12 protein-coding genes are annotated in these 20,104 nt (G+C 68.7%); 5 read left to right on the top strand and 7 right to left on the bottom strand.

Annotated elements, in window-relative coordinates; genetic code table 11:
* Nucleotides 1–90: 90 nt before the first annotated feature.
* From ABQJ56_RS06820 to ABQJ56_RS06805, 4 genes are all read left to right on the top strand, one after another.
* Entirely contained in the window at nucleotides 91–3,831 is a 3,741-nt protein-coding gene (locus tag ABQJ56_RS06820; protein WP_367844248.1) for a translocation/assembly module TamB domain-containing protein, read from the top strand.
* A gap of 113 nt (nucleotides 3,832–3,944) precedes the next feature.
* Nucleotides 3,945–6,014 carry a M13 family metallopeptidase gene (locus ABQJ56_RS06815; protein WP_367844247.1) on the top strand — a complete coding sequence of 690 codons (2,070 nt, stop codon included), beginning with the start codon at nucleotides 3,945–3,947 and terminating at the stop codon, nucleotides 6,012–6,014.
* A gap of 65 nt (nucleotides 6,015–6,079) precedes the next feature.
* Nucleotides 6,080–7,690 (top strand): tetratricopeptide repeat-containing sulfotransferase family protein, encoded by a 1,611-nt coding sequence (locus ABQJ56_RS06810; RefSeq protein WP_367844246.1) that lies wholly within the window; start codon nucleotides 6,080–6,082, stop codon nucleotides 7,688–7,690.
* Between the two features lie 160 nt (nucleotides 7,691–7,850).
* Nucleotides 7,851–8,228: a YciI family protein gene (locus ABQJ56_RS06805; RefSeq protein ID WP_367844245.1), complete on the top strand. Its 378-nt coding sequence runs from the start codon at nucleotides 7,851–7,853 to the stop codon at nucleotides 8,226–8,228.
* Between the two features lie 46 nt (nucleotides 8,229–8,274).
* Here the strand turns inward: ABQJ56_RS06805 and murD are convergent, their stop codons facing one another.
* The 7 genes from murD to ABQJ56_RS06770 all read right to left on the bottom strand — a co-directional run bounded on the left by murD (nucleotide 8,275) and on the right by ABQJ56_RS06770 (nucleotide 19,638).
* Complete coding sequence (gene murD / locus ABQJ56_RS06800; RefSeq protein WP_367844244.1) at nucleotides 8,275–9,633, bottom strand: UDP-N-acetylmuramoyl-L-alanine--D-glutamate ligase; 1,359 nt, start codon at nucleotides 9,631–9,633, stop codon at nucleotides 8,275–8,277.
* Nucleotides 9,634–9,756: 123 nt separating this feature from the next.
* The gene (murL, locus tag ABQJ56_RS06795) at nucleotides 9,757–11,148 is read right to left on the bottom strand and encodes a UDP-N-acetyl-alpha-D-muramoyl-L-alanyl-L-glutamate epimerase (RefSeq protein WP_367844243.1); all 1,392 of its coding nucleotides are present in this window, start codon (nucleotides 11,146–11,148) and stop codon (nucleotides 9,757–9,759) included.
* Nucleotides 11,145–11,552, bottom strand: a complete 408-nt coding sequence (locus ABQJ56_RS06790) for an endonuclease domain-containing protein (protein ID WP_367844242.1) — start codon at nucleotides 11,550–11,552, stop codon at nucleotides 11,145–11,147. Before ABQJ56_RS06790 ends, murL begins: the two co-directional genes overlap by 4 nt.
* A 119-nt stretch (nucleotides 11,553–11,671) precedes the next feature.
* Entirely contained in the window at nucleotides 11,672–14,284 is a 2,613-nt protein-coding gene (locus ABQJ56_RS06785; RefSeq protein WP_367844241.1) for a bifunctional aspartate kinase/diaminopimelate decarboxylase, read from the bottom strand.
* Between the two features lie 303 nt (nucleotides 14,285–14,587).
* On the bottom strand, nucleotides 14,588–15,304 hold the full coding sequence (locus ABQJ56_RS06780; RefSeq protein ID WP_367844240.1) for a M48 family metallopeptidase: 717 nt from the start codon (nucleotides 15,302–15,304) through the stop codon (nucleotides 14,588–14,590).
* Nucleotides 15,304–18,450 (bottom strand): type I restriction endonuclease subunit R, encoded by a 3,147-nt coding sequence (locus tag ABQJ56_RS06775; protein WP_367844239.1) that lies wholly within the window; start codon nucleotides 18,448–18,450, stop codon nucleotides 15,304–15,306. The genes ABQJ56_RS06780 and ABQJ56_RS06775 overlap by 1 nt, the downstream gene beginning before the upstream one ends.
* A 12-nt stretch (nucleotides 18,451–18,462) precedes the next feature.
* The gene (locus ABQJ56_RS06770; protein ID WP_367844238.1) at nucleotides 18,463–19,638 is read right to left on the bottom strand and encodes a Fic family protein; all 1,176 of its coding nucleotides are present in this window, start codon (nucleotides 19,636–19,638) and stop codon (nucleotides 18,463–18,465) included.
* Nucleotides 19,639–19,864: 226 nt separating this feature from the next.
* On the opposite strand from ABQJ56_RS06770, the gene ABQJ56_RS06765 reads away from it, so the two are divergent.
* Nucleotides 19,865–20,050, top strand: a complete 186-nt coding sequence (locus tag ABQJ56_RS06765) for a hypothetical protein (protein ID WP_367844237.1) — start codon at nucleotides 19,865–19,867, stop codon at nucleotides 20,048–20,050.
* Nucleotides 20,051–20,104: the final 54 nt, after the last annotated feature.

Here is a 20,104-nt window from a genome sequence, read left to right as displayed (position 1 = left end):
GGCAGGAGCCCGTTTCCCGGCCAGAGAGCAAGGCCTTGCCCTGATATCGAGTGCCCGGCGCACGCACAAGCAACGGAGAATCCTCACTTCATGAAGTGGCTCAAGCGCCTCGCCATCGCCTTCGCCACCCTGCTGCTGGTCGTGGCGGCCACGCTGTGGTGGCTGCTGGCCACCGGCGCGGGCCTGCGCTTCGCGCTGGCGCGCGTGCAGTCGGCCACGCACGGCGCGTTGCAGTGGAAGCAGGCGCAGGGTTCGCTGATCGGGCCGCTGCAGCTGGCCGGGCTGCGCTACGACGACGGCCAGGGCACCGTGGTCGAGGTGGCCCGCGTGCGCCTGGCCCTGCGCTTCTGGCCGCTGCTGGCCCGCCGCGTGCACGTGCGCGACCTCGACGTCGAAGGCGTGGCGGTGGCGCTGCCGAAGAGCACGGAGAGCAGCCCCCGCTCCGGCGGTTTCTCGCTGCAGCCACCGCTGGACCTGCTGCTGGATCGCGCCCACGTGGGCACCGTGCAGGTGAGCCAGGCCGGCCAGCCGCTGTTCGCCTCCGACAGCCTCGACCTCGCCGGGCGCTGGACGCACGCGGGCATCGCCATCGACACGCTGAATCTGCGCGCACCGGAGGGCCATGTCGACCTCGACGGACGGCTTGCCTTCGCGCGCCGCCAGCGCGGCAATGGCAAGGCCGACTTTGCGTGGCAGCTGGGCGACGCCCATTGCGCGGGCCGGCTCGTCGCCAGCAGCAACGGCACTCAGGCGCAGCTGGACCTGAGCCTGCAGCAGCCGGCGACGGCGCGCCTGCACCTCGAACTGGACCTGGACAACTACGACTGGAAAGCCACGCTGGGCGCGCCGCGCTTCGACCCCAAGCCATGGCTGGGCGATACCTCGCTGCAATCGCTGGCGCTGGACGTGCAGGGCCACGGCGACCGCCACGGCGGCGAGCTCGACGGCACGCTGGACCTCAACCAGTACCGCGTGCTGCTGCAGCCGCTGCGCGCGCGCCTGAGCGACGACGGCAAGACGCTGACGCTGCAGCAACTCGCCGTGAGCTCGCCGCAGGTCAAGGGCCGGCTCGCTGCCAGCGGCACGCTGCAGCTGGACGCGAAGCCGCTGGGCGGCCAGTTGGCGATCCAGTGGAACGGCGTGCAGCTGCCCGCCGACCTGGTCGGCCAGCCGCTGGCCAGCGCGGGCAAGCTGGAAGCGCGGGGCAATGCCGACCGCTTCCACGCCGCCGGCGACATCACCCTCGGGCCGCCCGGCAAGCCGGCGCACCTGGTGCTGAACCTCGACGGCACGCCGCAGGCGATCGCCCTGCAGCCACTCACCCTGCAGCAGCCGCAGGGCCAGCTGCAGGCGCAGGGCACGCTGCAGCTGCAGCCGACGCCGGGCTGGCAGCTCGACGTCAAGGCCAGCCGTTTCGATCCGGGCCAGTTGTTCGCGGGATGGAACGGCGCGCTGGACTTCACGCTCGCCAGCCAGGGCAAGCTGACGCCGGCCGGTCCCGACGCCACGCTGGATCTCGCGCAACTCGCCGGCCGGCTGCGCGAACGCAAGATCGGCGGCGAGGCGAAGCTGCACCTGTCGCCCGACAAACTGATCGACGGCCGGCTGCGGCTGGGCTCCGGCGGCAGCACGGTGCAGCTCGACGCCAGGCCGGGCCGCGCCAACGACGCGAACCTGCAGCTCGCCATCGCCTCGCTGGGCGACTGGCTGCCCGGTGCCGGCGGCCGTCTGGACGGCCAATTCAACGTACGCGGCCTGCTGCCCAGGCTGGCCGTCAACGGCCACCTGCAGGGCGGCGCGCTGTCGTGGCAGCAGCAGCGCGTGGACACGCTGCTGCTGGTCGCCGGCGTCCCCGACATCAGCCATCCCGCGGGCAAGCTGGAACTCACCGCCAACGGCGCGCACCTGGGCGGCCTGGTGTTCCAGCGCATCCACCTGCTCGCCGAGGGCAGCCAGGGCGACCACCGGCTGCAACTGGACACGCGCGGCAGCCAGCTCTCCGGCACGCTGGCCCTGCACGGCGCGCTGAAGAACGGTGCATGGAACGGCACGCTGTCCACGCTGGACCTCGAACCGCAGGGCCTGCCGGGCTGGCGCCTGCAGCACCCCGGCCAGCTGGCCTGGCGCGACGGCGCCTTCAGCCTGGGCGAACTTTGCCTGACCGCCGGCGACCCGCTGCTGTGCGCGAGCGCGAAGCGGGACAAGGCCGGCAACCTCGACGCCAGCTACCGGCTGCGCGCGCTGCCGCTGGCGCTGCTGCTCAACGCCGCCGGCGAATCCGGCCTGCCGCTGCGCGTGGACGGCAGCCTGCAGGGCGACGGCCGGCTGCGCCGCAGCGCCGCCGGCGTGCTCAACGGCACGGCCAGCATCGGCTCCAGCCACGGCAGCATCACCTACACCGAGCATGCCGACGCGCCGCTGCTGAGCTACGACGACTTCGCGCTGAACGCCGAGCTTGGCGCGAACAGCCAGCGCCTCGACCTGCGCGCCAGGCTGGACCACGACGGCCACCTGGGCGGCCAGGTGAGCCTGAGCGGCAAGCAGCAGGCGCTGGCCGGCCAGCTCGACCTGCGCCTGAACAACCTCGCCTTCCTCGAACTGCCCGGCAACGCGCTGGCCAACGTGCACGGCCACGCCAGCGGCAGCTTCCGCCTCGGCGGCACGCTGGCGCAGCCGGCCGTCAGCGGCAGCGCCACGCTCGGCGATTTCGCCGCCGAGGTGCCCGCCGCCGGACTCAAGCTCGGCAAGGGGCGACTGGTCGTGAGTGCGCTCGACACCCGCAGCCTGCGTGTCGACGGCAGCGTGCAGTCCGGCGCGGGCACGCTGGCGGTGGCCGGCGTCGCCGGCCTGGGCGGCGGTGTCGCCACCGACATCACGATCAAGGGCAGCCGGTTCACCGCCGCCGACATCCCCGCCGCCAAGGTCGCGATCAGCCCCGACCTGCGCCTGCAGCGCGACGCGCAAGGACTGGACCTCGGCGGCTCGGTGCTGCTGGACAGCGCCGACGTGAACCTCGACAAGCTGCCCGGCGCCGGCGCCAGCCAGGCCTCGTCCGACGTCGTGGTGGTCGACCGCCAGCAGCCCGAGCCCGGCAGCTCGCTGCCGTTCACCGCCACGGTGAAGGTGGATCTGGGCCACAGGACGCACCTCGCCGGCATGGGCCTGGATGGCCGCCTCGCTGGCGTGCTCACGGTGAACGAGCGCCCGGGGCGCGCCACCACCGGCCAGGGCCAGATCACGGTGAGCGGCACCTACAAGGCCTACGGCCAGAACCTGGCGATCCAGCGCGGCAAGCTGCTGTTCGCCAGCACGCCGATCGACAACCCCGGCCTGGACATCCGCGCGATCCGCAAGCTCAACCCCAACGCCACCATCGCCGATGGCCAGGAAGTGGGCCTGCAGGTCTCCGGCACCGCGCAACGCCCGGTGCTCACGGTGTTCTCCAATCCGCTGATGGAGCAGTCCGACGCGCTGTCCTACCTGATCACCGGCAAGCCGCTGTCGCAGGTGAAGGGCGGCGAGGGCGACATGCTCGGCGCCGCCGCGCAGGCGCTGGGTTCGGCGGCGGGCAACCTGCTGGCCAAGAGCATCGGCTCGAAGATCGGCGTGGACGACATCGGCGTCTCCAGCAACGAGGCGCTGGGCGGCAATTCCGCGTTCACCGTGGGCAAGTACCTCTCGCCGCGGCTCTATCTCAGCTACGGCGTAGGTCTTTTCGAACCCGGCGAGGTGATCACCCTGCGCTACCGGCTGAGCCATCGCTGGAACTTCGAGGCGCAGAGCGCCACCGAATTCAACCGCGCCAGCTTCAACTACCGCTACGAGCGCTGAACACGCGCGGCGGGGACGGCGCCGACGGGCACGCCGCCCGCAAGAACGGGCCACCTGCAATATCGCCCGCCAGGCGCTATCGTGCACGCCTCCCAGACGACGAGGTGGCACCCATGCAACGCACTCGATGGATCCTGGCCGCGGCGATTGCCGCCGGACTCTGCGGCTCTCCCGCCTGGGCGGCCAAGCCCGCCGCCACGCACGGCCCCGACATCGGCCTCGACCTCGCCGGCATCGACCATGCGGTGCAGCCGGGCGACAACTTCTTCGACTACGCCAACGGCGGCTGGCTGAAGACCGCGCAGATCCCCTCCGACCGTTCCAGCACCGGCACCTTCCTGAAGATCTTCGAGCTCACCGAAAAGCACACCGCGGACCTGATCCAGAACGCCGGCAAGAGCCATCCCGCCACTGGCAGCAACGCGCGCAAGATCGCCGACTACTACGCCGCCTTCATGGACGAGGCCGCGATCGCGAAGAACGGCCTGGCGCCGCTGAAGCCCGAGCTCTCCGCGATCGATGCGATCGCCTCGAAGGACGACCTCGCCCGCGTGCTGGGCAGCCGCCTGCGCGCCGACGTGGACCCGATCAACGCCACCAACTTCCACACCAAGAACCTGTTCGGCCTGTTCGTGACACAGGGGCTGGAAGATCCATCGCACACCATCGCCTACCTGCTGCAGGGCGGCCTGGCCATGCCCAGCCGCGACTACTACCTGTCCACCGATCCGCACATGGCGGCGTTCCGCGACAAGTACCACGCCTACGTGGTGGCCCTGCTGAAGCAGGCCGGCATCGCCGACGCCGAGGCAAAGGCGGACACCGTGATCGCGCTGGAGACCAGGATCGCCAAGGCGCAGGAAAGCCTGGTCGACAGCCAGGACGTGCACAAGGCGAACAACCTGTGGACGATGGCCGACTTCGCGCGGAAGGCGCCGGGCCTGGCCTGGTCCGCCTACTTCAAGGCCGCCGGCCTGGACGGCCAGAAGGCGATCGATGTGTGGCAGCCGGCCGCCACCAGCGGCCTCGCCGCGCTGGTCGCCAGCGAACCGCTGGCCGCATGGAAGGACCTGCTCACCTTCCACACGCTCGACGCCGCCGCGCCGCTGCTGCCCAAGGCCTACGCCGACCTCAGCTTCGACTTCTACGGCCACACCCTGCAGGGCACGCCCCAGCAGCAGCCGCGCTGGAAGCGCGCGGTGGGCGCCACCAACACCGACCTCGGCGACGCGGTGGGCCAGCTCTACGTCAAGAAGTACTTCCCCGCCTCGTCCAAGGCCGAGGTGCAGCAGCTGGTGAAGAACCTGATCGCCGCCTTCGACGCGCGCATCGACACCTTGAGCTGGATGACCCCGGCCACCCGCGCCAAGGCCAAGCAGAAGCTGGTCACGCTGAAGGTCGGCGTGGGTTATCCCGAGAAGTGGCGCGACTATTCGACGCTCAGGATCAGCGCCGACGATCCGCTGGGCAACCACCTGCGTGCGGTGAAGCACGAGTACGAGCACCAGCTCGCCAAGCTCGGCCAGCCGGTGGACCGCGGCGAGTGGTGGATGACCCCGCAGCTGGTGAACGCGGTGAACCTGCCGCTGCAGAACGCGCTGAACTTCCCCGCCGCGATCCTGCAGGCGCCGTTCTTCGACCCGAAGGCCGACGCCGCCGCGAACTACGGCGCGATCGGCGCCATCATCGGCCACGAGATCAGCCACAGCTTCGACAACACCGGCGCCGACTTCGACGCGCAGGGCAAGATGGAGAACTGGTGGACGCCGGCCGACGAGGCGCACTTCAAGAGCGCCACCGCGCAGCTCGCGAAGCAGTTCAGCCAGTACGAGGCGCTGCCCGGCCTGCACGTCAACGGCGAGCAGACCCTGGGCGAGGACATCGCCGACGTCTCCGGCCTCACCATCGCCTACCTCGCCTACCACAAGTCGCTGGGCGGCAAGCCCGCGCCGGTGATCGACGGCCTCAGCGGCGACCAGCGCTTCTTCCTCGCCTTCGGCCAGGCCTGGCGCTCGAAGATGCGTGACGCCGCGCTGCGCCAGCGCATCGCCACCGACGTGCACGCGCCCGCGCAGTTCCGTGCGCTCACCGTGCGCAACCTCGACGCGTGGTATCCGGCGTTCAACGTGCAGCCCGGCCAGAAGCTGTACCTCGCGCCGGACCAGCGGGTGAAGATCTGGTAAGCCGCCACGGCTGAAGCGCGAAATGCCGCGCCCGCAAGGGCGCGGCATTTCTCATAATGGGCGCCATGGACAACACAAGCCAGACTTCACCCGCACTGCACCAACTGCTGGACGGCGCCCGGCAGGCCCGCGCCCGCGGCGACCACGCGCAAGCCGGCCAGCTCGCCGTGCGCGCCACGCAGGTGGATGCCAGCTGTGCCGAAGCGCACTACCTCGCCGGACTGGCCTGCCTCGACACCAGGCAGCTGGGCCGCGCACTGGAACACCTGAACCGCGCGGTGACCATCGAAACCGAGAACGCCGAATACGTCACGCACTTCGCGCGCGCGCTGGCGATGTCGGGCCGCTACGGCCATGCCCTGCAGGTCGCCAACATCGCCTACGCGCTGACGCCGGCCGATCCGCTGACGCTGGACGCGCTGGGCGGCGTCTACATGCAATGCAACGCCCACGAACGCGCCAACGCGATGTTCCGCCGCGCAGTGGCCGCCCTGCCGGATCGCGGCCTGTGCAGTTTCAACGCCGCGGTGACCTCCACCTTCACCGGCAACCTCGCCGCCGCCGCGGCGCACTTCGACGCCTGCATCGAACGCATGCCGACGTGCTGGCCGGCCTACGGGCTGCGTTCCCGCCTGCGCCGGCAGACGGCGGACGACAACCACGTCGAAGCCCTGCGCGCGCTGCTGGCCGCACACGCCAGCGATGTCGATGCGCAGGTCCACCTGCACAGCGCGCTCGCCAAGGAATGCGAGGATCTCGGCGACTACGCCGCGGCGTTCGAGCACATGCGCCTCGGCAAGGCCGCCGCGCGCACGCGCGTGGACTACCGGCCCGAGCAGGACCGCGCGATGGTCGACGCGCTGATCGCGGCGTTCCCGGCCGCCGTGGCCACCGACACCGGCTACGGCAGCGACGAGCCGATCTTCGTCGTGGGCATGCCGCGCTCCGGCACCACGCTGGTGGAGCGCATCCTGTCCAGCCACCCGGACGTGCATTCCGCCGGCGAGCTGATGGAATTCGGCACGCAGCTTTGCCGCCTTGCGCCCGCCGGCGCGCCGGCAACGCTGTGCCCGGAACTGATCGCGCAATCGCACCGCTACGACTGGCACCAGCTCGGCCTGCGCTACGTGGACGGCACGCGTCCGCAAACCGCGCTCAAGCCCCGCTTCATCGACAAGCTGCCGCGCAACTTCCTCTACCTCGGGCTGATCGCCAAGGCGCTGCCGAACGCGAAGATCGTCTGCCTGCGCCGCCATCCGCTCGACACCTGCCTCAGCAATTTCCGCGAAGCCTTCGCGGAAGACTCCGCCTTCCACGGCTACAGCTTCGACCTGCTCGACATCGGCCGCTTCTACATCCAGTTCGAGCGCATGATGGCGCACTGGAACGCCGTGCTGCCCGGCCGCATCCTGCAGGTGGACTACGAAACCCTGGTGGCCGAACAGGAAGCCACCACCCGCCAGCTGCTCGCCCACTGCGAGCTGGAATGGCACGACGCCTGCCTGGCCTTCCAGGACAACCGCTCCGCCGTGGCCACCGCCAGCACGGCGCAGGTACGCGAGGGGATCCACCGTCGCGCCGTGGGACGCTGGGAGAAATTCCGTCCCTGGCTGGGGCCGCTGGAAGAGCTGCTGCGCGACGCGGGCATCGACCTGTCCGTTGCGGCGCGGGGCTGAGGGCACGCATCGAAGGCGGGCCGGCGGGGCGAGGCTCCGGCAAGGATCGCCGGCCATCGCGCCCCTGGCGCGCAAGAGGCGGCACGCAAGCCGGTCCCGGCATGTCGAACCCGTCTTCTCCCGTTCGTCGCATCACGACACAAGCGCAAGGGAGAGGACCATGCAGTTCATGATGTTCGTGGTGTCGGACCCCGCCGCGGAGCCCTATATCCCCGAGCAGGACAACATCGCCGAGTGGGTGGCCGGCACGACGGCCAGCGGCACGCGGATCACCGGCGACCGGCTGCGGCCGCCGGCCCATGCGACGACCGTGCGCGTGCGGCACGGCAAGGTGCTGACCCGCGACGGCCCGTTCGCCGAATCGAAGGAATGGATCGCCGGTTTCGACCTGCTGGACTGCGCGAGCCTGGAGCAGGCGATAGCCATCGCCTCCCGCCACCCGATGGCCCGGTTCGGCAGCATCGAGCTGCGCCCGTTCTGGCCGCTGGACGTGGAGGAGGATCCGCGCCAGCGCGAAGCCCGCGAAGCAGGCGAATGAGCTCCCGCTGCGCATGACGTCGCCGGCTGCGGGGCAGCCCGCTCCGTCACGCGATGCCCAGACCCTCGATGCCCGCGATGGACGCAGCGTCGAAACCCGCCAGCTCGGCGAAGCGGCGACCGCGCTCGGCGTAATCCTTGAACTGGTCGAAGCTGGGCGCGCCGGGCGAGAGCAGCACCACGCCGCCCGCCGGCGTCACCGTGCGCGCCATCGCCACCGCGTCGGCGAAGTCCTCGGCCTCGCCCAGCGGCAGTTCGGTCTTCGCCTGCCGCAGGGCCCGTGCGATGCGCGGGCCGTTGGCGCCCTGCGCCACGATGCGCAGCCTGGCGCGATCCTTCGTGGCTCGCACGAAGTCCGACCAGTCCAGCCCGCGGTCGTGGCCGCCCACGATCACCGTGACCTCGCGCCCGGCGAGGCTGTCCAGCGCCGCCAGCGTGGCCTGCGGCGTGGTGCTGATCGAGTCGTTGATCCAGTCCACGCCCTCGTGCGTGCCCAGTGGCTGCAGGCGGTGCGGCAGCGGCTTGAACGTGGCCAGCGCGGGGGCGGCGGCGAGCGCGTCCATGCCCAGGTCGGCGAGCGCGGCGAGCGCGGCGCAGGCGTTGAGCGCGTTGTGCTCGCCCGGCGCCGCCATCCGCGCGAGCGGGAACACCGTCTGCGCGCCGCGGCGGATGTGGCCGTCGGCCACGTGCCAGCCCGCGTCGTGGCCGAAGCGCAACAGGCGCGGATGCCGCTGCACCCGTTCCAGCAGCGCCGGTTGCGTGGCGTTGACCAGCAGCGAGCGCGCCACGTCGGCCAGCTTCAGCTTGTCGGCCACGTAGCGCTCGCGCGAGCCGTGCCAGTCGAGGTGCTCCTCGTACAGGCTGGTGACCACGCCCAGTTCCAGCGCTCCTGCTTCGCCGGTCTGGAAGCTGGAGAGTTCCACCGCCCACAGGTCGGCGGCCTGGCCTCGCAGTTCCAGCAACGGCAGGCCGATGTTGCCGGCCAGTGCGGTGCGCACACCCAAGGCGCGCGCGAGGTGCGCGACGAAGGCCGTGGTGGTGCTCTTGCCCTTGGTGCCGGTGACGGCGACCACGCGCGCGTCGGGGTTTTCCGCGAACCACAGCGCGGTGCCGGAGGTGAACACCGTGCCCTGGGACTGCGCCGTGGTGACGGCAGGCTTGTAGATAGAGATGCCCGGCGACTTCACCACCACGTCGTAGGCGCACAGCGCCACCGAGCCCGGCTCCTGGCCGTAGACGGTCAGCGCGGCGTCGAACGCGCGCGCCGCGTCGATCTCGCTTTCGCTGCAATACAGCGCCAGCGGCAGTTGCGGCAGCTGCGCACGGATCGCGCGGATCGCGGCGCGGCCTTCGCGGCCGAAGCCCCACACCGCGACGCGCTTGCCCGCCAGCTCAGCGATGCGCATGAGGTGTGCCGTGCAGGAACGGCTTCAGCCGCGACAGACGCGTGTTGGCCGGGACGGCAATCGCCGAGGAATCGCGGCCAAAGCCGCTCCTGCGTGCATGGCCACGACGCGGGAGACCAGCTGTCATGCGCCGATGGCCTGCAGCGCAGGTTGCAGGCGCGCCGGCACCCGGTGCTCCGCGGATGGCTCCAGCCACGGCTCCAGCGCCAGCTGCGCGGCATCGAGCTGCGGCAGGATCTCGTCGCGGAAGCGCGCGACCAGCGCGTCCTCCTGCCATTCGGGGCGCTGGCTCAGCGCGTACATCGCCGCGCGCGCCTCGGCGCCCTCGCCCACGCATTCGAACGGCTTGTGGTCCTGGTATTCCAGCAGCGCGTCGAAGCCGGCGGCCTGCGTCTCGTCGTCGAGCAGGTTGCGGCCGAAGATCGCCAGCAGCCGCGGCTTGGGCAGGAACGGCGCCAGCGCGAGGAACACGAAGTGGCACTTCGGGCACTGCCCGCACCAGCGGTCGGCGGGCTTGGGGCCGAGCAGCCTGAAGTTGCGGTTGCAGCTGGAGAACGCGTCGAAGTACGGCGCGAGCTTCGCGAACGCGCGGGTGATCGCCAGCTCCGAGAACGGCCGCAGCAGCGAGCAGTAGTCGAGGTCGGCCGCCGCGTGCGTGTGCAGCCACTCGCCCAGCAATTGCTCGAACGCGTAGCCCTTGCTCCACTGGTGGTTCACCTGCTGGCCGTCGTATTCCAGCGTGGCGGCCGAGGCGGAGCGTTCGTTGGCGAACGCGATGGAGTCGTGGCCGTACAGGATCGCAGCCACGGCGAGGATCGCCGAGTTCACCGCGGTCACCGGGATGTGGCCGTTCCACGCGCCGCGCTGGTTGAGCTCGAACAGTTCCGGCGCCAGCTCGCGCTGGATGTTCAGCGTGGGCAGGCCGGTGCGCTCGGCGCAGGCCGCGATCAGCGCGGAGTTGCCCACCCACGCGGCGGTGGCGTCGCCACCGATGGACTTGATCGCTTCCACGGCGACGAGGGAATCCTTGCCGCCGCCGATGGGGACCAGGGTGCGCTTGGGGAGGCCGAGTGATGGGGCTTGCAGCGGATGCCTGCCCTCTCCCCCGCCCCCTCTCCCGCCAGCGGGAGAGGGGAGAGAAGCGGCCCGCGGGAAGGCAATGCGGCCGCGCAGGTCGAGGCCGTTGCGGTAGGCGAACTCGGCCAGGCCGTGCAGGTAGAGCGCGTCGAGCAGGTCGGCGGTGGCGTCGTCCAGCGGGCCATCGGCGACCTCGATCTTCGGCGGCACACCGGCCTTGTAGTAGCTCACGCCGGCGACCAGGTGCAGCAGCTTCAGCGCCGCATCGAAGGCCGCCTCCCGTTCGCGTGGCAGGGCCGGCGCATGCGGAAAGCGGATGCGCTCCACCATGGTCTCGCCATCGTCGAAGGCATACGCCAGCTCGGCCACGCCGTCGGCGTAGCGCGCGTGGAGGAAGCGGAACACCTGGGTCAGGCGCGGTTGGATGGTCGTCGTCACTCTCTCAAATCTCCCGCGAGCCCTGCCCCCCTCTCCCCTCCGGGGAGAGGGCTGGGGTGAGGGGTCGAGCTTGCCAAGGCCTCCAGAATCACCTCAAGCACGCCCTCGATATTCGTCAGTACGTCATTGTCCCAGAAACGCAGCACGCGGTAGCCCATGGTTTCCAACTTGCACGTGCGTGCTTCGTCGTATGCCTGCTGTTCGCCATGCTGGCTGCCGTCCAGTTCCACGATCAGCACCGCATCAGGACAGGCGAAATCGGCGATGTAGCGATCGATTTCATGCTGGCGGCGGAATTTCCAGCCTTGCAGATGACGGTTGCGCAAGCGGTACCAGAGTTTTTGTTCGGCGTCGGTCCGGCCATTCCGCAGGCTACGTGCCCGATCCACATTGAGGCGTTTCATCCCTGAAACCTCCGATCCATTAGCAATTACTTCGCGAGCACCCACCCCTCACCCCAGCCCTCTCCCCGGAGGGGAGAGGGAGCGAAAGCGCGCCTGCCACCACCTTCTCGAAAAGTGGCTCAATCGTCCAACACTACCTCTTCGGTCTCGCCGCGCAGGTTGTACGGCGAGGACATGACCTTGCCGTAGGCGCCGGCCTGGGCGATCAGGATCACGTCGCCTTCCTGCGGTTCCGGCAGGCGGCGGTCGCTGCCCAGCACGTCGCCGCTCTCGCAGATCGGGCCGACCACCTGGAACAGGCCGGTGGCCGGCTCGTCCAGGCGCGTGAGGTTGGCGATCTCGTGCCAGGCGTCGTACAGCGCGGGGCGGATCAGGCTGTTCATGCCGGTGTCCACGCCGAGGTAGCGCCAGCTGCCCTTGCCCTTGGTCTGGGTGACGCGCGCCAGCAGTACGCCGGCGTCGGCGACGAGGTAGCGGCCCGGCTCCATCCACAGCTGGTAGTGCGGGTAGGCCGCCTTGACCTGGCGCAGCACCGCGTCCAGCGCGGCGATGTCCAGCTTCGCCTCGCCCGGGTGCGAGGGCACGCCCAGGCCGCCGCCGATGTTGAGGAAGGCGATGCTGCCGATGCGCTCGGCGAGGCTGGCGAGCTGGCCGTACACCTCGCCCCAGTGCTTCGCGTCGAGCACGCCCGAGCCCAGGTGCGCATGCAGGCCGCGCACCACCACGCCATGCGCGTCGGCATGGCGCAGGAAGGCATCGAGCTGCTCCACCGGCAGGCCGAACTTGCTGCCGCTGCCGCCGGTGCGCACCTTCTCGTGGTGGCCGAGGCCGCGGCCCAGGTCCACGCGCAACGCGATCTCGCGGCCGCGGAACAGTTCGCCCCAGTGCTCGATCGGATGCAGCGCGTCCAGCGTGATGGTGGCGCGGGTGGCCAAACCACGTTCGAAGTCCCCGCGCGAGGCGAAGTTCGGCGTGAACAGCAGCGGCGCGCTTTCCGGCACCGCCGCCGCCACCGCCTCCAGCTCACCCGGCGACACGCATTCGAACGCGAAGCCCTCGTCCGCGAGCGCGGCGAGGATCGCCGGATGCGTGTTCGCCTTCACCGCGTAGTGCAGCCGGTCCACCGCCGCCAGCGACTTCAGCTCGCGCGCCTGGGCGCGCACGGTGGGCAGGTGGTAGACGTAGCGCGGCGTGGCCCCGGCGGCGATGGCCAGCAGCCGTTGCCGCTCGCCGTCGCGCCACCACGACGGCTGCGCCAGCGCCTCGCCGCTGCCGTACAGCGCCTGCCAGCTGGGACCGAACAGCACGCTGTCGTCGGTGCGCAGCGCGCCCGCTGCGATCAGCAGTTCGTGCAGGTGCGGCAGCAGGTCGTCCACCACGTCCTCGTCCACCACGAAGGTGAGGTTGAGGTTGTTGGACGACTGCGAGATCAGGTGCACGCGCAACTGGTCGAACTCGGCCAGCACGCTGGACAGCGTGTGCAGCATCGAGCGCATGCCGCGCCCGACCAGGGTGATCGCGGCGCAGGGCGCGATCACCTTGACCCGGCACACCTTGGCGAGGTCGCCGGCCAGCGCGGCGATCGCGTCGGAGTCCAGCAGGTTCTCGGTGGGGTCCAGCGACACGGTGACGTTGGTCTCGGCCGAGCCGATCAGGTCCACCGACAGGCCGTGCTGCTTGAACTGCGCGAACACGTCGGCGAGGAAGCCGACCTGCTGCCACATGCCCACCGACTCCATCGAGACCAGGGTGATGCCCTTGCGCGCGCTGATCGCCTTCACCGACGGCGCGTGGTCACGCACCTCGGGGCCGATCGCCGTGCCGTCCAGCTCGGGGCGGTTGGTGTCCTTCACCAGCAGCGGCACGCGCGGCTCGCGCAGCGGCGACAGGCAGCGCGGGTGCAGCACCTTGGCGCCGGTGGAGGCGATTTCCTGCGCCTCCTCGTAGTCCAGCTTCTGCAGCAGGCGCGCGCCCGGCACCTGGCGCGGGTTGGCGGTGAACATGCCGGCCACGTCGGTCCAGATCTCCACCCGCGCCGCCTTCAGCAACGCGCCGAAGTAGGACGCCGAGGTGTCCGAGCCGCCGCGGCCCAGCAGCACGGTGCGGCCTTCGCTTTCGCGGGCGATGAAGCCCTGGGTGATGAACACCTCGCCCTGCGCGGCGAGGCGCGCGTTCAACGCCGGATCGGGCCGTGCCTCGACCATCGCCGACAACAGCCGGGTGCGCTCGTTCTGGTTCGGCAGCGCAGCGGCGGCGAGGCAGTCGCGCGCGTCCACCCATTGCGTGGGCAGGCCGCTCTCGCTGAGGAAGGCCGCGCCCAGCGCGCTGGACATCAGCTCGCCGTGCGCCTGCACCAGCGCCGACCAGGCCAGCTCGCCCAGCCGCGCCGGGCCTTCCACGGCCAGCGCGGCCAGTTCGTCCAGGCGCGCGCCCAGCGTGGCCGGCAGCGGCAGCTGCATGTGCGCGAGCAGGTCGTAGTGGCGTTGCGCGATCGCGCCGGCCGCCGCCTTGCGTTTGCCCTGGTCGCCCTCGCCGCACAGCTGTTTCAGCGCGTCGGTGATGCCGGTGAGCGCGGAGACGACCACCAGCACGCGCGCGCCTTCGGCGCGGCGGCTGGCGACCAGCTCACGGATGTTCTGCCAGCGCGGCAGGGTGGCGACACTGGTGCCGCCGAACTTCATCACGATCCAGGGGGCGTCCGCGGGCAGCGGCGCAGGGGCGTTCGAGGTCACGGTCAATCGGGCCATGGTTGCGGGAAAGCATTCCAGCCAGTGTTGCGCTGCGGCAAAGCAAATGCAAATAATTTTTCGCCAACGTTTGGACGTCCATATTGCGCAGGGAGGCAGATCGGGACGCGTCCGGCTGCCTCGACTCGGACTCTCACAGCACCCGCCCACCGAGGGATCGAGCAAGGTCGAAAACGCCGACATTGGAAGCGCCAGCACAACTTCCCAAGGGAGCACCACGCAGCCAAGCCTGTTCGCGGTCGAACCGGTACCCACGCAATACCTGAGGTGGCATGTGCAGCGGTGCGCTCAGCAATCCCAGTGTTCGTTGCGCACCGGCAACCTATTCAGCATGTCACGGCAGTCGCGCCAGTGCGGCATGTAACGATCCATCAGTGCCACGAAATTCGCGTTGTGGGTCGGCTCGCGCAAGTGAACCAGTTCGTGCACCACGATGTATTCGAGGCACTCCGGCGGCTTCTTCGCCAGCTCGGTATTGAGCCGGATATGCCTCGCCACGGTGTTGCAACTGCCCCATTTGGTTTTCATGTGCTGCACGTACAGGCGTTCGACGCACACGCCGATGACCGGCTCCCATTTGGCGAGCAGCGCCGGCACAGCCTGTTTCAGTTGGGCGCGATACCAGTCGGCCAGAAGAGCCTCGCGCTTCGCCGCATCGCTACCGGGGCGGACCTGCAGGTTGAGGTGTCGATGCGTCAGCTCGATCGAAGGCGCAGCGTCGCGCTCGACAATGCGCAGCAGATAGCGCCGGCCCCATACGTAATGGCTTTCACGTTCCAGGTATTCGCGTGGCGTTTCACGCATCTGCGCACGCAGCTTCTTTTGCTGCTGCCTGATCCAGGCCAGCTTGTTGATGGCGAACAGGCGGATCGCGTCCAGCTCCATCCACGCCGGCGCGGCAATGCGCACCTTGCCGGCGGGCGGATAGATACCGAGATGGATGTTCTTGATGCCCTTGCGCACCACGTCAACGCTGATGCTGCCCAGGTCGAGCCGCGTGACCATCAGTATTCCGGCTGCTGCTTGAGGATCTCGAAGATGCGCTCCACCTCGGCCACGTCCTTGAGCAAGGGCATCAGCGCCTCGCGCTTGATGTGGTTCTCGCGGGCGGCATTGCCACGCCAGCTGGCATGCCGCTCGCGCCTGACCGCTTCATCGATATCCACCGCCAGCTTCAACTTCGGATCGGGTAGCGGCAACGGGCCAGCTTCGTCCTGCAGGTTCATGGTGGCCGGCGGCGGCGCCATCACCAGGTTGTCGTAGATCGCCCGCAGGCCGGCGCTGCGCTTCAACGGCTCGGGCGTGTCGTCGACATGGCCGGCCTGCACCTTGCCCACCAGATCGGCAATTTTCTTCAAGTACTCCTCGTACCTGTCCGCCTGCTCCTTGCGGAACCGGATCACCTCGTCCAGCAGCGCTGACATCCGGTCGTAGTACGCCGGGTTGTTCAGGTGCTCCTGGATGATCTTGCTGCGCACGTTGTTCTCGATCGTCTCGGCGATCGCGTCCTTGCTGCCCTTGATCCCCTCGGGCAGCTGGCTGATCGCATCGGCCATGCCGCTGCGGGCGATCAGTTCCAGCAGGCCGATATCGTCGAACGGGGAGATCTTCCGCGGCGCCTTCGCCTCGATGTAGGTATCGATGAGGTGGCGCATGTCCGCCTCGTACGGCTTCAGGTCCAGCGTCTCGCCGCTGGCCCGGCGTATCACTTCGCGCAGGTCGGTGTAACGCCTGACCTCGCTCTTGATGCGTGCGATGTCGCCAACGCCGTAGCCGGCGCCCGCCAGGTCGTCGGCGAGGTTGCCGTACGCACGCAGCAGCGCCACGGCCGCCTTGTACAGCGCCACGCGGCGCGGCTCGCGCTGCTTCAGGTCGCTGGCAATCTCGGTATTGCCGCAGAAATAGCGGATATGGTCGCGGTCGGCCTTGGGCGGCTCGACCGGCTCGCACAGCAGGCTCAACGCCTCCAGCGCGTCGTCCAGCCGCTCGCGACCCTTCGCCAGCCGATCCTGCATCATCACCGCGGGATCGGCGCCACCATCGCTGTGGTCCAGCTCGGAGGAATACACCTGCAGCGCACCGGTACCCTGCTCGTTCACCAGTTTCTTGAACAGGTCCTTGTAGTCGACGATGTAACCGAAATCCTTGTCGTCGCCGTCCAGCCGGTTGGTGCGGCAGATCGCCTGGAACAGGCCGTGATCCTGCATCGACTTGTCGATGTAGAGATAGGTGCACGGCGGCGCGTCGAAACCGGTCAGCAGCTTGTCCACCACGATCAGCAAGCGCATGTTCGCCGGCTGTTCGACGAACAGCTGCTTGGCCTGATCCTCGTAGACCTCGGTCTTGTTCCGGCCGTGCGACGGCTGCACGTCCTGCAACAGGTCGGTATAGGTGTTGTAGATGAACTGCTTGTCGGTTTCGTTGTTCGCGCCGGTTTCCTCCAGCGTCACGTCGCGTACCTGCGGGTTGTACGAGGTCACCACCGCACAGCGGCCCTTCAGCGGCGTCTTCTGGAACAAGCTGAAGTATTTGCAGGCATCGAGGATGCTGCGCGCCACCAGGATCGCGTTGCCGCGCTCGCTGGACAGCCGCGGCTTCACGCTGAAGTCGAACACCACGTCCTCGACCACCCGCTCCATGCGCGAACGCGAACTGAGCACGCGCTGCAGCGTGCCCCAGGTCTTCTTCAGTTCGTCCTTCTGCCAGTCGTTGAGGCCTTTCGTCTTGGCCTCGAACCACTGGTCGATCCGCTCGGACGAACCGAGCTGCTGGTCGATGTCGCGCGCCTCGTAGACCAGGTCCAGCACCACTTCATCTTCCACTGCCTCGCCGAACTTGTAGGTGTGGATGTAGCCGCCGAACACTTCCAGGCTGGTGGCCTTGTCGCCTTTCAGCAGCGGCGTGCCGGTGAAGCCGATGAACACCGCATTGGGCATCAGCGCCTTCATCACCTTGTGCAGCCGGCCGCTCTGGGTGCGGTGGCACTCGTCGACAAACACGAACACCTCGCCCACCGTCGGGCTGGGCTGCGACTGCAGTTCGTCGAGGAAGGCCTCGAACTCCTTGTCCTGCTTGCCGCGCGCCTCCAGCCCGAACTTGTGCACCAGCGAACACAGCAGCCGCGGCGAGGCCTGGCCCAGCTGGCGCATCAGGTCGCGGCCACTGCGGGTGCGATGGATCTTCTCGCCGGCATCGTCGAACACCCGCTCGATCTGCTTGTCCAGCTCGTCGCGGTCGGTGATCACCACCACCCGGGCGTGCGGGTTGTCCTGCAGCAGCCAGCGGGCCAGCAGCACCATCACGATGCTCTTGCCGCTGCCCTGGGTGTGCCAGATGATGCCGCCCCTGCGTTCGCGGGCGTGTTGTTGCGCCGCCTTGATGCCAAAGTACTGGTGCACCCGCGGCACCTTCTTGATGCCGCCGTCGAACAGCACGAAGTCGCGCATCAGCTCGACCAAGCGATCCTTGCGACACATCTTGAGCAGGTACTTGTCCAGCTTGTAGCGGCTGTCGTCGACCTCGTCCTCCTTCCACTTCAGGAAGAACTTGGCCGGTGTGCCGATCGTCCCGTACTGCAGGCCTTCCGAATCGCTGCCGGCAAACACCAGCTGCACCGTGCTGAAGAACCACGCATTGAAAGCCGGCTCCTGGTTGGACAGCAATTGACGAATGCCATCGCCGATGCTGACCCGGCTGCTCTTCAGCTCGATCACCGCCACGGCGATGCCGTTGACGTACAGCACCAGGTCAGGGCGACGCTCGAAACCGCCGCGCAGCGTGACCTCCTCGGCGATGGCAAAATCGTTGTCCTTCGTGCTGCCCCAGTCGATGAACTGGACGGTCTCGTGCGGACGCCCGGCGTCCGTCTGCACCGGCACGCCGTACCGCAGCAGCTGGTACACGGCGTGGTTGTTCTCGTACAGGGTGCGCGTGGGGTTGTCGGCCTCGGTGTGCAGCTTGTGCAGGGCGATGACGATCTGCGCGTGGCTATGCCCCCGACGGGTCAGCCAGTCCGTCAGCAAACCGTCCTCGACCTGGCGGTTGTTCTCGCGATCGCTCCAGTCGCCAAGGTAGTCGTAACCCAGCTCGTCGCGGAACAGCGCGATCACGCGGCGCTGCGTCTCCCGCTCCGGCTTGCTGATGTCATCCATGCCTTCCCCCTGTCAAACGTCTTTCGCAGGCACCGGTGGCGCGCTGACGCTGGCCGGAATGAAGCCCGATTCGGTCAGCGCCTGGATCACCCCGCGCAGCAGATAGTTGTTGGTGAAGCCCAGCACGTACTGCCGCGCTCCGGGCTGCACCGGCTGCAGCATGCCACCCTGGACCATCTTGCGGATCTGGTAGGTACGCTGGGCGGCATTGAGCTTTGGCATGGCGTCGGAAAGATCGGCTGCCTTGACCACGCCCTTGCGGGCCGTCATGGCCAGCATCGCGTCTTCCTGCGCCGTGATCCATTGCCGCTCACGCGCAAGGTTCAATGCAGGCAACAGGATCTCGCGGGTCAGGTAGCCGTAATCGGCAAGGCTGTCCACCTTGCGCAACTCCTCCAGCACGCCGGCCAACACATAGGTGCACCAGTCTTCCAGCCCCTCGTCCGTGCCTTCGTCGGCACGCGCCAGCATGGCGTAGTAGCGCTCGCGATCGGTGCAGAACACCGCCGCGGGGTTCAGCACGCGGCCACCGGCCTGCACCCGAAAGCCATACTTGATCAACAGCGCGTAGGTGAGCAGCCGCACCACGCGGCCGTTGCCGTTGCTGAAAGGGTGTACCCAGGTAAAGCGGTGATGGGCCAGTGCCACCTTCATCAAGCCGTACTTCGGCGGATCGTCGCGGTTGATGAAAGCCACCAACTCCTGCATGTAGGCAGGTACGTCGAGCGCCTCGGGTGGCCGATGCTCGGCCTGGGCGATCTTCACCCCGCCCGTACGCCAGGCGCCCGGCGTGCGGTCGCCTTCACGCTGCAGCCCGTCCACCGTCATGGTGTGCAGCTGGCGGATGAAGTGCTCGCTGATGGTGGCGCCCGGCGCGATGGCCTGCTCCACCTCGCGCATCGCTTCCTCGATGTTGCCGATTTCGTGGGCCTCGTCGTCGCCGTCCCCGGCGCCACTCACCTTGCGCTCGACATAATCGGCCAGCGTGGTGTGGTTGCCCTCGATCCGCGCCGACGCCAGGCTCTCCAGCAGATGGAACACCGCCTTGAGCTGCATGAACACCGGCGCCGGCGTGGTGCCCCGCAGTTCCAGCCGGCGCAGATGCTCCAGCTCCGTCAGCACGTCCAGCAAGGGCGAGCTGAACGAGGGATTCAGCAAACGCAGATCGTGGTGAACAAAGCGAGCCATGCGTGGAATTATCCGTAACGATGCCCGGAAGGATCTTTAATCTATCGCACCATGGCCTTCAAAAACAGCTATTTATGCGACAATTTGCGAGACACTATCTTTACAGAGGCATCGTGTCGAGTAGAATTTCCCGCTGCGCCAAGTGCAAAGGACGATCCGGCCGGCAGCCGTTCCTGGGCCGATCACCCCGCGAAGGAAGGCCGCCAGCTCCGCTAGACCGGGTGCCATGAAGCCGGCCAAGCCGGCCAGCGTCCCCAAGCCCCGCCGCGTCGCCAAAGCGCCGAGCCCGCAAGCCATCATCCGCGCCGTGGCCAGTTCCACCGCCATCGAGACGGGCAAGAGCGTGCGCGAGATCGAAGGCTTGCTGCTCGGCAAGCATCCCAGGCTTCGCAAAGTCATGCTCGCAAGCTGACTCTCGCTCGACGGTCAATCAGCAGCGGCATGGACGCTCTTGCGCCCCAGCATC

The organism is Rhodanobacter geophilus (assembly GCF_040812275.1).
Classification (GTDB): domain Bacteria; phylum Pseudomonadota; class Gammaproteobacteria; order Xanthomonadales; family Rhodanobacteraceae; genus Rhodanobacter_A; species Rhodanobacter_A geophilus.
Note: the sequence above shows the minus strand (reverse complement) of the source record. Positions and strands in the feature narration are given on the sequence as shown.